This window comes from Colwellia sp. BRX10-1 (genome assembly GCF_014077545.1).
GTDB lineage: Bacteria > Pseudomonadota > Gammaproteobacteria > Enterobacterales > Alteromonadaceae > Colwellia_A.
Map to the genome: position 1 here is coordinate 95,605 of NZ_JACGWC010000002.1, position 19,271 is coordinate 114,875.

The 19,271-nt window shown below is 36.7% G+C and carries 14 protein-coding genes and 1 riboswitch; of the genes, 4 read left to right on the forward strand and 10 right to left on the reverse strand.

Annotated elements, in window-relative coordinates:
• Positions 1-402: 402 nt before the first annotated feature.
• From H4J75_RS02905 to H4J75_RS02915, 3 genes are read right to left on the reverse strand one after another with little or no spacing between them, the layout of a single operon-like run.
• The gene (locus tag H4J75_RS02905; protein ID WP_182221296.1) at positions 403-1,125 is read right to left on the reverse strand and encodes a tRNA (guanosine(46)-N(7))-methyltransferase TrmB; all 723 of its coding nucleotides are present in this window, start codon (positions 1,123-1,125) and stop codon (positions 403-405) included.
• Positions 1,125-1,898, reverse strand: a complete 774-nt coding sequence (locus H4J75_RS02910) for an ABC transporter permease (RefSeq protein ID WP_070375522.1) — start codon at positions 1,896-1,898, stop codon at positions 1,125-1,127. Before H4J75_RS02910 ends, H4J75_RS02905 begins: the two co-directional genes overlap by 1 nt.
• 1 nt (position 1,899) lies before the next feature.
• On the reverse strand, positions 1,900-2,835 hold the full coding sequence (locus H4J75_RS02915) for an ABC transporter ATP-binding protein (protein WP_182215606.1): 936 nt from the start codon (positions 2,833-2,835) through the stop codon (positions 1,900-1,902).
• A gap of 167 nt (positions 2,836-3,002) precedes the next feature.
• Here H4J75_RS02915 and H4J75_RS02920 point away from each other — a divergent pair, with 167 nt between their 5' ends.
• The gene (locus H4J75_RS02920; protein ID WP_182221297.1) at positions 3,003-5,330 is read left to right on the forward strand and encodes a S9 family peptidase; all 2,328 of its coding nucleotides are present in this window, start codon (positions 3,003-3,005) and stop codon (positions 5,328-5,330) included.
• A gap of 157 nt (positions 5,331-5,487) precedes the next feature.
• Here H4J75_RS02920 and H4J75_RS02925 read toward each other — a convergent pair whose 3' ends face one another.
• Complete coding sequence (locus H4J75_RS02925) at positions 5,488-7,869, reverse strand: EAL domain-containing protein (RefSeq protein WP_182221298.1); 2,382 nt, start codon at positions 7,867-7,869, stop codon at positions 5,488-5,490.
• A gap of 51 nt (positions 7,870-7,920) precedes the next feature.
• Positions 7,921-9,543: a FecR domain-containing protein gene (locus H4J75_RS02930; protein ID WP_182221299.1), complete on the reverse strand. Its 1,623-nt coding sequence runs from the start codon at positions 9,541-9,543 to the stop codon at positions 7,921-7,923.
• Between the two features lie 313 nt (positions 9,544-9,856).
• Between H4J75_RS02930 and H4J75_RS02935 the strand changes: the two genes are divergently transcribed.
• Complete coding sequence (locus H4J75_RS02935; protein WP_182215612.1) at positions 9,857-10,366, forward strand: DUF2059 domain-containing protein; 510 nt, start codon at positions 9,857-9,859, stop codon at positions 10,364-10,366.
• A gap of 68 nt (positions 10,367-10,434) precedes the next feature.
• Here H4J75_RS02935 and H4J75_RS02940 read toward each other — a convergent pair whose 3' ends face one another.
• The 5 genes from H4J75_RS02940 to H4J75_RS02960 form a co-directional block, all read right to left on the reverse strand.
• A complete protein-coding gene (locus H4J75_RS02940) occupies positions 10,435-11,571 on the reverse strand; it encodes a succinylglutamate desuccinylase/aspartoacylase family protein (RefSeq protein ID WP_404842710.1) in 1,137 nt (378 codons plus the stop codon).
• Positions 11,572-11,604: 33 nt separating this feature from the next.
• Positions 11,605-12,849 carry a PLP-dependent decarboxylase gene (locus H4J75_RS02945; protein ID WP_182221301.1) on the reverse strand — a complete coding sequence of 415 codons (1,245 nt, stop codon included), beginning with the start codon at positions 12,847-12,849 and terminating at the stop codon, positions 11,605-11,607.
• Positions 12,850-12,875: 26 nt separating this feature from the next.
• Complete coding sequence (locus H4J75_RS02950; RefSeq protein ID WP_182215618.1) at positions 12,876-13,625, reverse strand: 2,3,4,5-tetrahydropyridine-2,6-dicarboxylate N-succinyltransferase; 750 nt, start codon at positions 13,623-13,625, stop codon at positions 12,876-12,878.
• 30 nt (positions 13,626-13,655) lie between these two features.
• Entirely contained in the window at positions 13,656-14,588 is a 933-nt protein-coding gene (gene dapA, locus H4J75_RS02955) for a 4-hydroxy-tetrahydrodipicolinate synthase (RefSeq protein ID WP_182221302.1), read from the reverse strand.
• A gap of 90 nt (positions 14,589-14,678) precedes the next feature.
• Positions 14,679-14,850: riboswitch (Lysine riboswitch) on the reverse strand.
• Between the two features lie 126 nt (positions 14,851-14,976).
• Positions 14,977-16,365: a DsbA family protein gene (locus tag H4J75_RS02960; protein WP_182221303.1), complete on the reverse strand. Its 1,389-nt coding sequence runs from the start codon at positions 16,363-16,365 to the stop codon at positions 14,977-14,979.
• A gap of 93 nt (positions 16,366-16,458) precedes the next feature.
• Here H4J75_RS02960 and H4J75_RS02965 point away from each other — a divergent pair, with 93 nt between their 5' ends.
• Positions 16,459-17,493 (forward strand): methyltransferase, encoded by a 1,035-nt coding sequence (locus tag H4J75_RS02965; protein ID WP_259366371.1) that lies wholly within the window; start codon positions 16,459-16,461, stop codon positions 17,491-17,493.
• Positions 17,494-17,536: 43 nt separating this feature from the next.
• On the forward strand, positions 17,537-19,153 hold the full coding sequence (locus tag H4J75_RS02970) for a sensor histidine kinase (protein ID WP_182221305.1): 1,617 nt from the start codon (positions 17,537-17,539) through the stop codon (positions 19,151-19,153).
• The last annotated feature ends 118 nt before the right edge of the window (positions 19,154-19,271 follow it).

Here is a 19,271-nt window from a genome sequence, read left to right on the forward strand (position 1 = left end):
GCCGCTGTAACCATGTTGGTAAGTAAACATAAAACGGCACTTTAATAAAAAATGACTGAAATGTCTTGTACTTTATTTTTATCTACCAGAGAAAAGTCCAGCAATAAAGTCACTACATAATGGTTGCTGCGTAAACTAGCGCTAATTCTACAAGTGCTAAAGTACTCAACGCCATCATTAATACATTCTTTTTAATTAAATTATTCATCTTCAATATCCTTTTTGATTGAGTATTATTACTCATTAATCAAAAAGTAATCAAGATCTAAGCCATATACGTTAAAGAGTTGATTTTTAATGAAAATCAAATTTAATTTCAAATCATTATTTACTGCTCATTAAATAAATTAGCGAGTTTCACTAACTTATTGTCAATTTTGCTAAGCAGCATAGTTAATAAAATTAAATAAAAGGTAGATATTCACGATTGAGCAATAACTGCCAGCAAGGTTGACCACTCGCTTTATATTTTGCTTCAAATGGCGTTAAAGGCTCTTCATTAGTAATCGCACTAATATCACCTAAAATACCCGCTACATCGGCAGCAAATTGAAACTCTTCTAAGTATAATCGCCAGTTACTGCGCAGAATAATTTGTTCACCAATATTAATAATTTGTGGGAATACCGCACTACCATGCCAACGCCTTTGAATATGTTTAGATTTAGGCCAAGGATTGGGATACAAAATATAATGTTTATTTACTGGCCAATTCGCTTGGTCAACTAAACGATAAAAATCATTCAAATTTGCTCTAACTAAATGGAAATTCTCAATTTTAGAGCCATCGTCATGGAGAAGTTCATCAACATTACGATTAATGCGATGCGCTGACTTATCTACACCAATCACTAAAGCCTGCGGATTTTGTTTGGCTAGAATACGTGTACTTTGCCCAACACCACAGCACGAGTCTAAAATAATATCCCCTTGATGGGCTTTCACTAAAGCATCCATTTCGGCAAACGCTTGCTCGGTATGTGCTTGAAAAGGCTTTTGTGAGCGGTGCTGTAAATGTTTTTCAACAATTTCTTCAAGTTTTTCATGAATGCCAGGTTGATTAGTGATGATAACTCTTGAATCACCCGTCACGCTGACATCCTCTTTATCGATATTGATAGTCATTAGCTACGTAGCCCTATTCCTTTGGTGATAAGTGTCATGGCAATCGCATATAAGGTAATAATAAATGCCCCTAATACAGAGAATGCTAATGTTAGACTCACATCACTGATGCCTAAAAATCCGTACCTAAAAGCATTGACCATATAAACGATAGGATTTAATTGTGAAACACCTTGCCAAAAGTCAGGGAGTAAACTGATCGAATAAAAGACACCACCAAGATACGTTAATGGCGTTAAAATAAACGTTGGTATAATGGATATATCATCGAAACTACCAGCGAAAATAGCGTTAATCAAACCGCCTAAGGCAAACGTGGCTGACGTTAAACTAACCGTGGCAATAATCACCCAAATATTATGAATTTGAATATCAACAAACAATAAAGAGACTAAAGTCACTATCGTACCCACCAACATACCACGTGCCATACCGCCACCGACATAACCGGCAACAATCACCCAATTTGGTACCGGTGCAACCAGCATTTCTTCAACATTGCGTTGCCATTTAGCACTAAAAAATGACGAGGCGACATTGGAGTATGAATTGGTAATGACACTCATCATGATTAAGCCAGGCACAATGAACGACATATAATCAAACCCGCCCATTTGTCCAATGCGCGAACCAATAAGTTCACCAAAAATAACAAAGTATAAGCTAATGGTAATAGCCGGAGGGACCAATGTTTGTACCCATATACGCATAAAACGATTTATTTCTTTATATAAGATGCTTTTCAGAGCAATAAAATTACTTTTTGATGACATACTATTTATTCTCCTGTTTAACTTTTTGCCCACTACCCACGAGACTGACGAATAACTCTTCTAGGCGATTACTTTTATTGCGCATACTACGAACATTAATATTTTGTCCGTTAAGCTGGCTAAAAATATCATTAATAAGTTGCGACTTTTTCACATCAACTTCTAAGGTGTGGTCGTCAATCAACCGACAAGTGAAGGCATCAAGCTCTGGCGCATTAGTTACGGAGTCAATATCAAAGACGATTGTTTCTTGGTCTAATTTTGACAGCAAAGATTTCATATCAGTATCTTCAACGATCACACCTGAGTCAATAATGGCAATATTTCGACAAAGCATTTCAGCTTCTTCCAAATAATGGGTCGTTAAAATGATCGTAATACCCTGCTTGTTTAATTCACGTAAGAAAATCCACATTGAGCGACGAAGTTCAATATCAACACCAGCAGTAGGTTCATCAAGAATAAGTACCTGCGGTTCATGCATTAGCGCTCTTGCAATCATCAGACGACGTTTCATTCCTCCTGAAAGCATACGACCTGCATCGTTACGCTTGTCCCATAAATCGAGTTTTTTCAGGTACTTTTCAGCGCGTTTAAATGCTAAAGAACGTTCAACACCATAGTAACCGGCTTGATTAACTAAAATAGTTAACAAGGTTTCGAATTGATTAAAGTTAAACTCTTGTGGGACTAGACCTAAATAGCTCTTGGCTTGTTCAAGTTCTTTATCGATATCATGGCCAAAAACCTTAACACTACCTGCGGTTTTATTAACCAAAGAGGTGATGATACCTATGGTTGTCGACTTACCTGCGCCATTAGGACCAAGTAAAGCAAAAAAATCACCTTGTTTAACCGTAAGATCGATACCTTTAAGTGCAGTAAAACCACCTTTATAAACTTTTTTTAAGCCAGAAATTTCTAGTGCGTTATCCATGGTTCAACCTTTTGTTTTTTGATGTGCAATAGGTGAGGTCAAATTTACTTTTTTCAACCGCTAAGCGATCATTTAAATACGGTAAAAGTGACAAAATAGTCGACCAACAGCATTGCCAATTAATTGTATACAATTTAAAGTGATTGTACGCAAATTAAGGAAATATTATGCCTAAAATAAAAATAACTCGTTGGCTATGCTCAACCGCATTGACCACTGCTATTGCAGTATCATTAGCTGCTTGTCAAAACATCACCACAGAAAATACCACAAATACTAACATTAACCTTAAAAAATCAACGCCGTTAACCGTTGAACGTATTTACAAAGAGGGTGAATTTAGCTCAGATTATATTTCTCGCCTACGTTGGTTAGCCGACGGTAGTGGTTACACCATCGTTGAAAAATCAGCAAAAACAAAAACAGATGAAAAAGGCAAAGAAGTCAGCATAGGTCGTGACATCGTTGTTTATAACCCTGAAACCTTACAGCGTTCGGTATTGATTTCGGCACAACAACTGACACCTAAAGGCACTGAAAAGCCATTAGATATAGATAATTACACTTGGTCAGACGACCGTCAAAAATTGCTTATTTATACTAATAGTAAAAAAGTATGGCGTTCAAACAGTCGAGGTGATTATTGGTTATTAGATATAAAAACCAATAAATTAATGCAACTTGGTGGCAAAAATCCCTTAGCAAGCTCATTAATGTTTGCAAAATTTTCACCTAATGCAAGTAAAGTCGCTTACGTGGTTGCAGACAATATTTATGTAGAAAACTTAGCAAATAATAAGGTGTCTCAATTAACATTTGACGCTGGCGATGGAAAAATCAATGGTTTGTTTGACTGGGTTTACGAAGAAGAGTTTACCATTAAGGATGGTTTTCGATGGAGCCCTGACGGTGAAAAAATTGCCTACTGGCAGTTAGACACCAGTGGTAGTAAAGACTTCATTATGATTAATAATACTGACGAACTTTACCCGACCATCACAAAATTCCCTTACCCTAAAGTGGGTGAAACAAATGCATTACCAAAAGTTGGCGTAGTAAATTTAGCGACAACAAAAACTATCTGGGCCAATCTACCCAACAACTCACGCAACATGTATATTCCACGCATGAATTGGTCAGGTAACAGTCAACAAATATTGGTACAGCATGTCAACCGCAAACAAGACACTAATATTCTTTATTTAGCTAACGCTAATACCGGTGATGTCACAACTGTGATGACAGAGCAAGAAGAGACCTTTCTTGATTTCTTTGACGATGCTCGCTGGTTAAACCAAGGCAACAGCTTTTTATGGACTAGTGAACGCAGTGGTTGGCGCCATGTTTTCAACATAACACGTGACGGAAAAACCGCTTTAAACTTAACGGAAGGTGACTTTGATGTAATAAGCATTCAAACCATCGACGAAGAAAATGGTTGGTTGTACTACATAGCTTCACCTGAAAATGTTGCACAGCGTTACTTATATCGCAGCAAGCTTGATGGAAGTTTAAGTAATCAACGGGTCACTCCTGAAGAATTTGCTGGTACTAACAGTTACCAAATGTCGGCAGACGGGCAATGGGCGATTCATTCACACTCGACATTTAGCCAACCAACACAGAAACGTTTAGTGAAAATTGAAGGTCATCAAACCAAACACATGATGATGGACAACAAGGTATTAATCGATAAATTAGCTGAGTTGCCAAAAACAGATCATGAGTTTTTTCAAGTAAAAGCACAAGATGGTGTCGTTTTAGACGGTTATATTATTCGCCCTGCAGATTTTGATCCTAAGAAAAAATATCCTATCATTTTTTATGTTTATGGAGAGTCTTGGGGACAAACGGTTACTGATAGCTGGCGTGGCAGTGCAGCTATGTGGGATCAAATGTTAACTGAACAGGGTTACATAATAGCCTCTATTGATAATCGCGGTACACGCACACCAAAAGGCAGAGAGTGGCGCAAATCAATTTACGGCGCAGTCGGTGTACTTTCTTCACGTGACCAATCTGATGCATTAACAGCAATGGCAAATCGTTGGGACTATATTGATACTGACCATGTTGCTATTTGGGGGCATTCTGGCGGTGGTTCGATGACCTTAAATATGATGTTCCGTTACCCTGAGCAATATCATGTAGGTATTTCTTTAGCACCTGTGCCTGATCAACGTTTATACGATTCTATTTACCAAGAACGCTATTCGGGTTTATTAGCTGACTTTGCCGAAGGTTACAAGCAAGGTTCACCTATTACCCATGCTAAAAACTTGCAAGGTAAGTTACTGCTTATTCATGGCACAGGCGACGATAATGTTCATTACCAAGGCTCTGAACGCCTAATTAATGAATTAGTTAAGCACAACCGTCAGTTTGACTTCATGTCTTACCCGAATCGAAGCCATGGCTTGTACGAAGGCAGTGGCACAACGTTACACATTAAAACCATGATGACTAATTACTTCAATACACACTTGAAGCTGTAGCGGTTAAAATAAAAAAATTATCTGATAAAAAATAAGGCCTCTTAATGAATGTTAAGAGGCCTTAATATAGGTAAGCCTTGCTAAAAAAAATATAAGCATTAGCGGTGTTATACAACAAATAATGTGATAATAAATAGTAAAACCACAGCAAATAAAGTTACAAAAACCTACCTTTTTTAAGTAATGATTCAAGATCTTTATAAGATAAAGGCTTACTAAATAAATAGCCTTGTAGCTCATCACAATGATGTTTTTGCAAGAATTTTTGCTGTTCTATTAATTCTATACCTTCTGCAATAGTCGACATATTTAAACTCTGAGCCATAGATATAATCGCTAAAACAATTTTATTTGCATCATCACTGTCATTAATATCTTTAATGAATGAGCGATCGATTTTAATGCGATCAATAGGAAAGCTTTTTAAGTAACTTAAAGACGAATAACCGGTACCAAAATCATCAATCGACAAGTTAATATTCAATTTTTTTAATTGAGACAATATATTTTCGGTATTCCCCATATTGTCGATGAGACAGCTCTCCGTTAATTCTAATTCTAAATACTGCGCATTAAAGCCAGTATCATTAAGAATTTTTTCAATGTTTTTTATTAATAACTCCTCATTAAATTGAATCGCAGAGACATTAACGCCCAACTTTATTGGTATACCATAGGTTAATTGACATATTTTAATTTGCTGACAGGCCGTTCTTAATATCCACTCTCCTATTTCATTAATCAGCCCCGTTGATTCGGCAATGGGTATAAATTCAGTTGGCGGTATATAACCTTTTACGGGGTGAAGCCAACGAGCAAGGGCCTCTACACCAACTATCTCACTTGTTTGAGCATTAACTTGTGGTTGATAATAAACTTCAATTTCGTTTTTCTCTAACGCGTGTGCTAAGTCATTTTCAAAATGATGTCGCTCTAAAGTTTCTTGATTAATGTGTTTATGATAAAAGCAAACGCCTCTGCCAGATCTTTCTTTAGCCCTTTGCATTGCTGAAGTTGCACAATTAATCAGGGTTTCTGCGGATAAGCCATCGTGTGGGTAAGTACTAACACCAATACTGATCGGCAAAGTAAACGATTCATTTTTAATAGATAATATTTTAGATAAATTAACATTAATGTTATTACACATAAGCTTAATATCGTCTTCTTTATGACGACCTAACCCAGTAACAATAAATTCTGTTCCTGTGTGTCGAGCTATCACCTGCTGCTCATCAATAAAGTACTGTATTCGTTTGGTGATTAGTTTTAATAAGTTATTGCCTTCACTAAAGCCAACCAGATCATTTACTGCGTTAAATTTACCTATATTGATAATAATGACCGGGAAAGGCTTCTTTTCAAGCTGTGCTGATAAAATCAGCTCATTTATAATTAAATTTACTTTTTCAGCGTTAGGTAGTTGTGTTGCATTATCCGTATATATTTTTTGATTGAGTTGTAGCAAATTATTTTTATAAAATTTCACTTTAAAAAACAATAAATACAAAATAATTAACAAAAGTAAGCCAATGGGCAACAGCGGATCTAGCCATAGGTTATAGACGAGCAAGCTCCCTGTTGCGATAACAAAGGTAGCAATAATTAGTCCGGCTAGACTTATTAAGACAAAAGCAGAGTTCAATAAAGATAAACAGAGAATCGCGAGTAAAACGATTATCGCTGCAAAAGCATACTGACCAAGGTTTGGTATTAAAGTAATCGTTGCATCTGAGAGTAGAGCATTAACAATATGTCCATTAATTTCAACACCAGAAAGTCGTTGGTGAGACATAGATGTCGGTGTAGTAAAGCGCTCTCCAAGTCCTGATGCGGTAACTCCAATCAATATAACTTTATGGTTAAATATAGTGTTGTCAACATCACCACTGAGCACATCGCTATAAGATAAAGTGGGGATATCTATGCTATTAAAAGCGATATTTATTGGTTTTTGTCTTGTCCAAAAGTTTCCTTTTGAAACTTTATCGGGAGCAATAAATTTATTAGGCTGCATAATTTGAGCAAGAGATAATGCAAAACTAGGCCATTTAGCCTGCTGCCAACCGGCATATAAATAGACTTTGCGCATAACACCATCAGTGTCTAATTCAAAATCATTGTGACCTAATACTACCTTGTTTGTTAAAAAAATCGTCGATGGCAAAAGCTCATGAGCGCTAGCATTTTCTTCAAAATTAGGGGATAAAGGCAAAACAATATTAGCCGTATTGGCGATAGCTTTAGCAAATGTGACATCTGATGTTGGCTCGGCTAGGTCCGGATCGACAAATAAGATATCAAAACCAATAGCGACAGGTTTTGCAGACGCTAATTTATCGACTAGTTGAGCGTGAACTTTACGTGGCCAAGGCCAACGGCCTATTGTTTGAATACTTTTATCATCGATAGCAATAATAACAGCATGATTTTCTTTAACTTCCTTTTGCTTAAGCACAACATCATAAAACAAGGTGTTTAACACATTTTCTGGCGTATAAAAAAATATGAAAAGGAAGCTAATGAGCAGCATTGCCATTAAATTTTTGTCTTTAAATAGTAGCCTAAACATAATGCTAATCATGACCCATTACAAAAGAATAAAAAGCGCTAAAAAAGCAAACGATATAAGCGCGTTATCATCATTATTACTGATAGTCTTCACGTCGCTCCACTCTCCATGAACATTTAATTTTTTATTGATAACACGCGAACGTATATAGATATCTCTGTCGTTAGGTATAGGTATTGAAAGCGTTTTTACTACCGATTCAAAAACCTGGGTATTAGTCATAAAATCAGACTCATCAGCAGCCTGTATCTGTACTGACTCATCGACCTTAAGTGCTGACCAATCAACGACTAACTGATCAGTTTTATGCTGATAATTCCATTGCACAGGAGATAATAATGCCTGCCATAAAAAATCATTGCCCTTCGAAAAAGGTCCTCGACCTTTATGATCAACGCCAGCCACCCGCCAATAGTATTTCCCAAAAGGAAGTGTATTAGGAATAATAAATGAGCTTTCAGACAAATTTGTTAAAATAATAACATTGTCAAAATTACTATCCGAGGCGATTTGTAAAAGCGAGCCTGATAATTCTTTCGCATAAGCCCAAGTAAGTTCACGAGTACCAGCATCAAAAAAGCTATCTACTTCACTAATGGCTGGAGGTAATGGCTTATTATTAACAGAAAATGAAGTACTTCGAGCGAACCCTTCTATATTTGAAAGACTAAGCGCACTAACTCTAATAAAGTAATCGCCATCTACGATTTTTGCGAGCGTGGCAACTGTTTGAGGTTGATGTTGCTGCCAAACAATATCTGTAAAAGTATTATTAGATGAAATTTGCACTTTGTATGTTATTGCATCCTTAACATTTTCCCAGTCAAAATTTACCTCCTCACCTTCAAAGCGGTTTTTTGTGCTGATAAAACGTGGGGCATTCAATAGCATTATCGGTTTACTAGGAACCTGTCCTTTCGCTACTTTACTGGCAAACCCTTTCGCTATATATTCACTTTGCATTTGTGCGTTAACTTCGACCTCGCCCTCTAATACCTCAATAAGTGAATTATGATCTTGCGAGGAATGTGCAACTCTATAAACCGTGCCTCGCACTGAGCTTATGGCTGAAGCTGTAGATATATCTAAACGAGACCCTGGTCCCTTTGATTTTTTTGCCTGTGTTTCAACTTTACCTTGGTGAAGTTTTAGTTGCGTATCCGCCATTCCTGTTTTGCCATAACTTATTAAAGACTCAAAAGACAATTTACTTTTTTCAAGAAGAGTAAGCACAGAGCCATCAACAAGCGTGAGGCTGACACTAGAATTAGCATCAACAGTTAATATATCACCAAAGCTCAATATTGAGCCGAGTTTAGTGACTTGCGTTTCACCTTGTTTAAAAAAGGTACTTTTGCCCGAAATAGCCGTTATTGTCGCATAGGTTGGATAGCTTTTTATCCACGACATAGGTACTTCTATTAAGGTATTGGGCTGTAATTTTTTAGGATATGTGATTCCATTAAGTTTTTGAAGTTTTTGATAAAAAGCTGTTTCTTCAAGGTATTCTTGGCTGATACTCCATAAGCTATCGCCTTCTACAACGGTATAAACCCATTTTTTTTCAGCCGCTTGTATAGTAAGAGGCAAAAAAACAACGAGTATAATATAGTAGAAAAACATCCGTTTAAAATTCACCATTAGTCCTTTATTAATCGTTTAGAATTTATTAAGAGCATTATTTATACCACAAAATTGTCTTTAATAAATATGCTTATGGCTTACTAAGTGACGATTTAATGACTAATTTGATGCCTATGCTTCATAAATGCGTTAAATCAAATTTATTACCTTCCAATTTTAACCATAATCAAAAGTCGATGGTAATCTAGTGATGATTTTCAGTCACTCTACGACTCATCATTTTGTTGCTACAAATGTAATGAAAATGTTGCAATATAATCAACAAGTATTATGATCAATACTCACTCTATTAAAAATTAAAGGAATAATAATGAGAAGAATCACCATGCTGCTATTGGTACTTATGCTTAGTTTTACTAGTAAAGCTAACGACTTATCATCAAGGGCATCGATTGAAAAATTAATGGAATTAACTGAAGTTTCAAAAATGATAGAGAGTATGCAAAGTCAAGTTACGCTAATGTTTGAAGGTATGTCGAAAAAAATGAATATTTCGAACAAAGAGAAAGTTCATTTTGATAAATATATGGATAAAGTAAATGCCCTTCTTCATGAGAAAATGAATTGGCATAGCTTTAAAGAGCCAATGATAGACATTTACAGCCGCAATTTTACCGAAGCAGAAATACAAGGGTTAATAACATTTTATCGTTCAGATATTGGCAGAAGTATGACGAAAAAAATGCCTTTAATTATTCAAGACTCAATCATACTTTCACAACAGTTAATGCAAGATTTTATACCCGAAGTCCAATCTTTAGCCAAAGAACTTAGCGCGAGTATCGAACAATCTCGCCAAAAAGAGCAAACAAACAAGTAGTTCAAAGGTATTGGCAACAGTAGTATTGTCAATACCTTATTTATAAATCAAGGCTAATTCACACAGTATTAAAACTCAAAATACTCACTAATCACTTTATATAATTCTGTACCTTGATTCACACTCGCTGAGGCAAAATGTAAAATAGGAATGACTTTTTTATCCAGTGAAATATAGTGCAATGGATCGCCGTCACCATAATTATCCATGCGTAAAATTCTCGCCAGCGGTTCACCTGCAGCTAATGGTTGACCAAATTCAGCCAAGTAATCGACCATCCCTCCCATTGGCGAATAAAAGGCTTTGTAGTTTTTTAAATAACATCCATAACGTGTCATCGTTTTAGGTCGGTATTCAGTGGTGTTGATGACGTTTTTATGCTGTAAATAATTCATAATACTTTTAGCATCTTCTAAGGCTACATCAAGATCAATCTGTTCTTGCGAGCCTAATTCAACGGTAAAGCTTTCTTTGTTAATAGACGCTGAACTAATCGAAAACTCGATACCTAATTCAGCAAAAGCGTCTTGTAATGACCACCAAGGGCAGAAGGTTGCTTCATCTAAGGCACCATCAAAGTCATTAGGAATTAATAATGTATGTGGAATATCAAAGTACTGAGCGCTTTCTTGCGCATATTCAGGGCAGTATAAATGTTTACTTGAAATAGGCCCGGTATGTAAGTCTAAAACGTAGTCAGCTTGATGAGCCAAGCGCTGTAATTGATAAGCAATGCGTTGTCCGGTCGTTAGCCCATAAATATTATGGTTAAGTTTTTCTTCAATACTTTCAATCATTAGCTTTTTAAAATTGGCTTCAATAACTTGATTTTTTTTGCCAATACATTCACGAACAAACGGCTTGATGATGCTTTCATCAAAGTGATACATCCGATTCCAATTCACTCCGGTGATAGGATCAAATCTGCCAAGGGTATATTCACCATTTTTATGATTACACCCCACAGGGTTGGCATAAGGTACTAAGGTAATATCGCCATTTATTTTTGTGTTTTTCAATAATTCTAATAGTTGAAAAATAACCGCATTACCTTGCACTTCAGCGCCATGCATATTCGCTTGAATATAAACACTGGGTGCATCAGTACGTCCTTTTATACGATAAACAGGAACGGTAAGTGCTGCGCCGCTCGCCATTTCACCAACATGCATAACTTCTTTTTTTATTTCATTCATTTTGTTCACTTTATCTTAAACATTAAGCTGAAGTATTTATCGCTATCTTAAATACCAATCCGCTGGTTGTGCTGCTCTGACTTCAACCAACGTCCCTTGACTAAACACGTATTCAGCAGCGATATGGTGACAAAGAAAGAACGGCATACTTTCAGTAAAACCGTAAGCACCGCAATAGCCAAATACCAGTTGATCGCCAACAGATACGTCATCAGGCAAAGGCAACTTACCCAATTTGTCCATACTGGTACATAGCGGACCATGAATATCAAACAACTGTTTTTCGCGTGCAGACTCTCGTAGTAAATTTACCGGAAAAGGCTGTTCTGTTATCGCCGGTCTTAACAAATGATTAATACCTGCGGCTAAGACTAACTGCTCTTGACCATAATTCATTTTTCTATCAACAACCGGGACCACATAATAACCACACTCAGCAACCGCAAAACGGCCCAATTCTAACCATAACTCTTCGGCACCTGCCTGCTGCTTTATGATCGCCAGATCAGCAATAATTTTCTGCCAAGAAAGTGTTTTGCCTTGCTGTAAATAATCAATACCTAAACCGCCACCTAAATCTAAGATTTTTAATGGCATACCTATGTCATCAGCTAAACCTTTTAATGGTGCAACCATTTGTGACCACAGCGAGAACATTTTTTCATTACTGAGCATATTGCCCCATTGAAAAATATGTAAACCACACAACTCAATACCAGGAAAGTTAACGACTTTAATGCTTTGCCACTGCTCTATCGACAAACCAAATGGTGTTAGGCAATTTCCCCCTAAAGGGTTTTTTTCACCCTCTGGCCATTGCAACTGAACCCGCAACAGCACTCTTGGCTTAACATCATGCTCAATAGCTGCTTCATTTAACCAAGTTAGTTGATTCAAACTTTCAGCAACAAAAATATTAACCCCTTGTTTAATGAACGACGTTATTTGTGCTTTTGATTTTGCCGGACCGGTATTTAAGATACGTTCGGGTGTAATACCTTGCTTTAAGACTTGATTTAATTCGCCACTGCTCGCCACATCAAAATTAAAACCCGCATCGTCTAAGGTTTTAATGATGTTAGATAACGGGTTCGCTTTTACCGCAAACCATAACTTAATGACGTCTTGGCGTTGTAGTTCGGCTAAATGGGCTTTAAGCGCATCAAGATGATAAACAAAGTAACCTTCTTGCTGGCTACTTTCAGGTTGTTGCTTTGTTAACTCAGCGCTTAATTCAAGCGCCGAAGGAGAATCAAAACAATAGGTAGTATTTACTAACTCAGACATGATATTCCTGCTTTACCTTAGAGGGCTTAACGTAAAATAGACTCGAGCTCTAACGAGGCATTACTTTTTTCATCGCGATATTTAACGATTAATGCACAAGCCATATTTAAACCGTGCGTTTTCGCCCACGCCCCTGAAACCGGACGTGTTCCTGGCACCACTACAGCACGTTCAGGAATATCAGCACCTTTTTCAAGCATCACTTCATTCACACAATCGTAAACAGGCACTGACGCTGAAAGTGAGACACCTGGCGCTAAAACAGCCCCTTTTTTAACAACAATACCTTCGACAATGACCACACCAGCACTTAGAAAGGCACCATCTTCGATAATAACAGGGCTTGCACCAACCGGTTCTAAAACACCACCAATTTGAACAGCGGCAGAAACATGAACATTTTTACCTATTTGGGCGCACGAGCCAATTAATGCATGGCTATCAATCATAGTACCTGTATCAACAAAAGCCCCAACATTAATGTAAGCGGGTGGCATAATAATGACACCAGGAGCAACATGCGCACCACGGCGAACTGAAGAACCACCCGGTACTAATCGCACTTTATCGTCAGCGGTAAACTCACGCGCAGGTAAATTATGTTTATCGACAAACCCCTTATAAATGCCATCAAAAGCAATGTTTTCGCCCGCTTTAAATGCTGATAATATAGCTTCTTTTACGGCTACATTGGCCTGCCAATTTCCTGCTTCATCTTGATTTGCCGCACGAACAGTACCTGCTTCTAATTGTGTTAATGTTTCTTGCCAATTCATTTTAAATTCTCATGTTAATACTTAAAGGGATCACTTAGCTTGAGTTTCAAGCCATTGATTAATTAATTTATCTGATGCTAACAGCGAGTTGCAGTCGTTAAGTTCTAAATGGGTTAACGGCGCACGTAAAAAGGGAGTGTTGATCATTTTATTTTGGTGCATTAATACTTTTACGGGTATGGGACTTGCCACCTGAAAAAGCTCATCGACCGCATTTTGCCAAAGTGGAAATAAACCTTGAGTATCGCCAGCTAGTGATAGCTCGACGTATTGATGAGTCGCTGCCGGCCAGACATTACTACAAACCGAAACTAACCCTTTTACACCTGCTTGTGCTAAGTAAGGCATCATGGCGTCTTCACCACTATATAGGGCAATATCTGGACAATACTGGCGATAGGCGAGTACCTGATTTAAATCGCCACTGGCTTCTTTTAACGCCCAACAATGCTGATGATTTTGCACCGCCTGTAAAGTTTCAATAGCAATAGAAACACCGCTACGAGAGGGGACGTTATATAACATACAGGGGAAGTTGGCGGCATCAAGTAAAGCACTAAACCATTGCGTTTGACCTATCACACCCGGCTTTGCGTAAATGGGACTACCAAGTAAGTAGGCTGAAATAGGTAATTTATTACAAGCTGTTATCCAATTAATTTGCTCGGTTAACTGATAACCGCCAACAGCAACCATTAAAGGTGCGCTTAGTGATAATTGGCAAACGAATTCAACAATCTTAACTTGCTCTTGCGATGTTAAGGCCAGGCCCTCTCCTGTACTACCTAGCAAGACAATACCATTACCGGCGTCAGACTGACTAATAGCTAATTGTTTGAGGCTTGGAAAATCGATTTGACCATCATCAAGTAATGGCGTAATTAATGCGGTCCATAAAATAGTATGATGAAGCGTTGGGTTAGCTGTTAAGCTAATTTTTTTTGATAGTTTTATTTGATTCATTTCTCTCGAACTCTGTTCGTTCGGAGAACTTTTAGGCGTTTGTAATAACCAAGATAACAATCACTTATGTGAAGAGCATTAGGCTTTACAAAGGCCAGAAGCTCCCCACCAAGTTGGTGACAATTGTTAGGATTCAACCCAAACAACCGATAAGTAAATTATCAAAAAATTACTTACCTCGGCATTAATCCCCCTCGTTACCAATCATTAGAGCTTGATCTCTTTATGATAACTACCTGGTTAATGCTCCTCTTCTGGCCCTTTATCATAAGTTTCGCTTGTTTGAAAAAACAAAACTTTATTGAATTCAGGACAACAACATTAGAACATTTATTCTAATGTTGAGTCAATAGTGCTCTAAATGAAGATAATACGGATATATTATATCTTATGAAACAATAATCGCTTGTTCAATTTGTGCCAAGCGGTCTTGCCCCCAACAAATAACATTTTGAAATCGAAAACAAGGCGCTCCCCATAACCCCATACCATCTAAAGTACTTTGGTTGGTATCAGACCATTGTTGCCAGTCATGTTCATTATTATATTCTAACGCTTGTAGATAATTGATTTTATGCTGCTGACATAAAGATTCGATTACCGATTTATTTGATAAGTCTAAACCGTCAACATAAATGGCCTTAAACGCAGACTTAATAAAATCGAGTTCTTTATTTTGTTGTTCTGCATACGAAAAAATTTGAAAAGCATTAAAAATACCTTGCCCTAAAGGATCTGCAATACCGGTAAAAGGAATATTAAGTTTTTTAGCTTCACGACTGGCATCAAAAACAGCATAACGTTCTTTATTTTCTGTCGTGGTTAACCCCCGCATAATCAAAGGTAATAACGGCTTTATCTTTAAAGGGATCTGATAATGCTGACTTAACTTTTCTGCTTGTAATAAACCAATGTAAGAATAAGGGCTTCGTAATGAAATAAAGGCTTCTAATATTTTCGTGTCAGCGATGTCAGCGATGTCAGCGATGTCAGCTGCATTATCTTTCACTTGTTGCTCAGCAAAGACTAATTTATTTTTTTGATAAACAGCAACACTGTCATCTTTTGCTAAACCAAAGTCAGCCAAACGTTTTTCTAGATGCTCAAGCCTATCAATACCAACAAACCATTGCCCCGCAATAAAAATAGACGAAGGTAAGTAATGCCCTTGTTTAACTAAACGTATTAAATTTTTAATTTGATAATTTATTACCGGTGTAGAAGCATGATAGTAGTAATCAAAATCATTCGACCAAGTCTGTTGAAAGAGTTGCCAAGCATTATCGAGTGTTTTAGGTCGCAACTGCCACATTTGCTGACCAGTAAAGAGTGATTCTTGAGTCGGTCGTTGCGTTATTTTTTTCAATTGATATTGATCAGCAATAAAGTTGGCATCTTTTATTGCCCAAGTGCGCATTAATTTGGGATCGATAGTTACCCCTGGAACACTTTCATAGACTAAGAACAATTTAAATTGAATATTGAAACGTTGCTCTAGCTCTGGTAACACTTGAATCAGCATAAAGCTATAAGGGTCATTAAGTGCTAAGTAAACTTCAGCGACAGGTGTTTTTCTAAACCAGTTAGGGACGGTAAAATAGCGAAATTTTAATAACCATGCACGCTTATCACTGCGTATTAGTTTCACTTTAAACCAAGTAAAAAATTTAGTAAAAATAACCCACTCCCTGAATTTTATATGGTGATTTGCAAATTTATTATTCGCCTTTCTGACATGATAATAATATTCACGTAGAATAGCGGCTATTATAAACATATCTTTTCGTTAAGCGTATAAAATACCGTTAATTAATTTAGGGTATAAGTTATATATTTATGAATGCCATAACCCAATTATTTGAGAATAACTTTGTTAGATAACATCAATCAATTATTGCTGCGTAATCCCGATTTACTAAAAGCAAAAGCGCCATTATTTATCAACTTACCTATTGACGATTTTTTTGAAGAATACCATGCACTTCACCCTCAAGCAGTGATGACATGTTATAACACGAATTATCAATCACATTTACAAGCCAAACGATTAGACCTCACTCAAATGACTGCGGTATTTAATGTCTATTATCAAAGTAAGACTGCCCACGACTTAGTGATTATTCAGTTTCCTAAAAGTAAGGCCGAGTTAACTTTTATGCTCGCGATGATAAAAGACTCGATAGCAAATGAATGTTTAGTTTTGGTTGTCGGTGAGAATAAAAGCGGTATTAAGTCATTAGCAAAGTTGACCGAACAACAGCTTGGCGATTGTGCAAAAATTGATGCTGCTCGCCATTGCTTATTATTCGCAAGCAATATACTTGCGACGCAAGAGTCTTTTATCTTAGACAACTGGCTAAAGCCATATTCTTTTATGATTAAAGACACAAGTGTAGATGTGGTTGCCTTGCCTGGTGTATTCAGTCAAAACGGCCTCGACATTGGCACTCAGGTATTGTTGGAAAATTTACCAAAGAAAATTACCGGCGAGCTACTCGATTTTGGCTGTGGTGCCGGAGTCATAGCCAGTTACTTGGGTAAAGTTTTTCCTGAGATTAAGTTACACTTACTTGATGTCAGTGCCTTAGCATTATATTCAGCGCAAGCAACATTGAAATTAAATAATTTAACTGGTCACGTTTTTCCATCAGATAGCTTGTCAGATCTAAAAGGTAAGTACGATTACGTTATTTCAAATCCACCCTTTCATCAGGGCCTTAAAACCAATTATCAAGCAACAGAGACATTCCTTTCAAAAATAAAACCCCATTTAAAACCGAAAGGACAAGTCACTGTGGTGGCAAATAGTTTTCTCCGTTATCAACCCATAATGGAAGAGGCGATTGGAAGAACACAAGTTTTGGCTAAGCAAAAGGGCTTTTCTCTTTATCATTGTTCAATTTAATTGCTCAATATAAAATTTAAGTTACTATAAATATATGGAAAAAATGAAACGCATTCACTCATTAAAGAAAAAACTGATGATTATGATCATCGGTTTCATTGTATTGTTTGTTACTCTTTCTTCTTTTATCATCGCTAATTCATTTATTGAAGATACAAAAGAAGACGCAGCGACTAATACAAAATATTGGGCCGAGCTTATCGCTAATGCCAGCAGCACCAATCTTGTTAATGATAAAATGCTGTTAACTGATCATTATTTATCCATGCTTAAGTCTGTCCCTTATATTAACCACGTTCATATTTATAAAGTATCCCCTGAGCCTGAAGGCATAGTGTTTTTTGCGAACTATAATAAAAGTATGAGCTCACCTATACTTGAAAAAACAGATAGAATAATGGAGTTATCTTCGGTAAAGATAAGTACTTATATTATAGAGCTTATGGTACCCATTACCCAGCAAGATAAAAAAGTTGGCTACGTTTATATACAAGTTGGTACTGACTATATTAAACGTATAACAAACAACATGTTCTTGCGTTATAGCGTCATTATTTTCATGCTTATTTTAGTGACGCTTTTAATAACAATAATACTCAACCGCTTTATCACCATTCCTATGTCAGATATGGCAAATAAAGTACAAGATATTTCGAAACATAAACAGTTCAATTTACGCATTGAACAAATGCCTTTTAAAGAGCTCGATATTCTAGCGCGCAACATAAACATCGTACTCAATAGAGCTGAAACACAACTTGCTAAACTCTCAGATGCCAAGCAACTCACTTATCAGCAAAACAAAGATCTTGAAAATAAAGTCAATAAACGTACCCAAGCCTTGAAGGATTCCAATAATGAATTACTTTCAACATTAGAAAAATTGCATCAGTTTCAAGGGCAACTTGTTGAAAGTGAGAAAATGGCTTCGTTAGGCGATATGGTTGCCGGTGTTGCTCATGAAGTAAATACACCGATAGGTTTAGGCGTTACAGCTTCAACATTATTATCGGATCGCTTATTAGAAATAAAAAAAGCTTTTGATGATAAAACCTTAAAATCAAGTCAATTGAAAAAGTTTCTTGTTGAAGGTGAAGAAAATACCGCAATTATTTACCGTAACTTGAAGCGCGCTGCAGAATTAATTGCCAGTTTCAAAAAAGTTGCCGTTGACCAATCAAGTGAAGAAGCAAGAACATTCAATATCAAAAATTTGTTTGACGACATATTATTAACGTTAGCCCCACAAATTAAAAAGTTACCTTTTATTATTAATGTGGACTGTCCAAGCGAACTCGTCATAAAAAGCAAACCCGGTCCTATCAATCAAATAATTATTAATTTAATACAAAATTCTATTAATCATGGCTTTGATGACAGAGACCATGGTGTAATTACCATACAGACTAGTATTTCTAGCGATATGCTTACTATTGACTATCAGGACGATGGTAGGGGTATTGAGCCTTCTATTATGAATAAAATTTTTGAGCCTTTCACCACCACAAAAAGGGGTTCGGGTGGCAGTGGCTTGGGCTTACATCTGGTGTATAATTTAGTCACACAAGCACTAGGTGGAAAAATATCCTTTATTAGTGAAATTGAAAAAGGGGTTAATTTCAAAATTATTATCCCAACACAAGTCATTAAAGAAGATTAAAGCTGTGCTGATAAATATTTGTTGAATAAGAAGAAACTAACAAACTTGATTGTTTTTTAGTTAGTGGTTCTATACCATACTAATAATTGTATAAATAATTAACAAAATAAGCATTAGT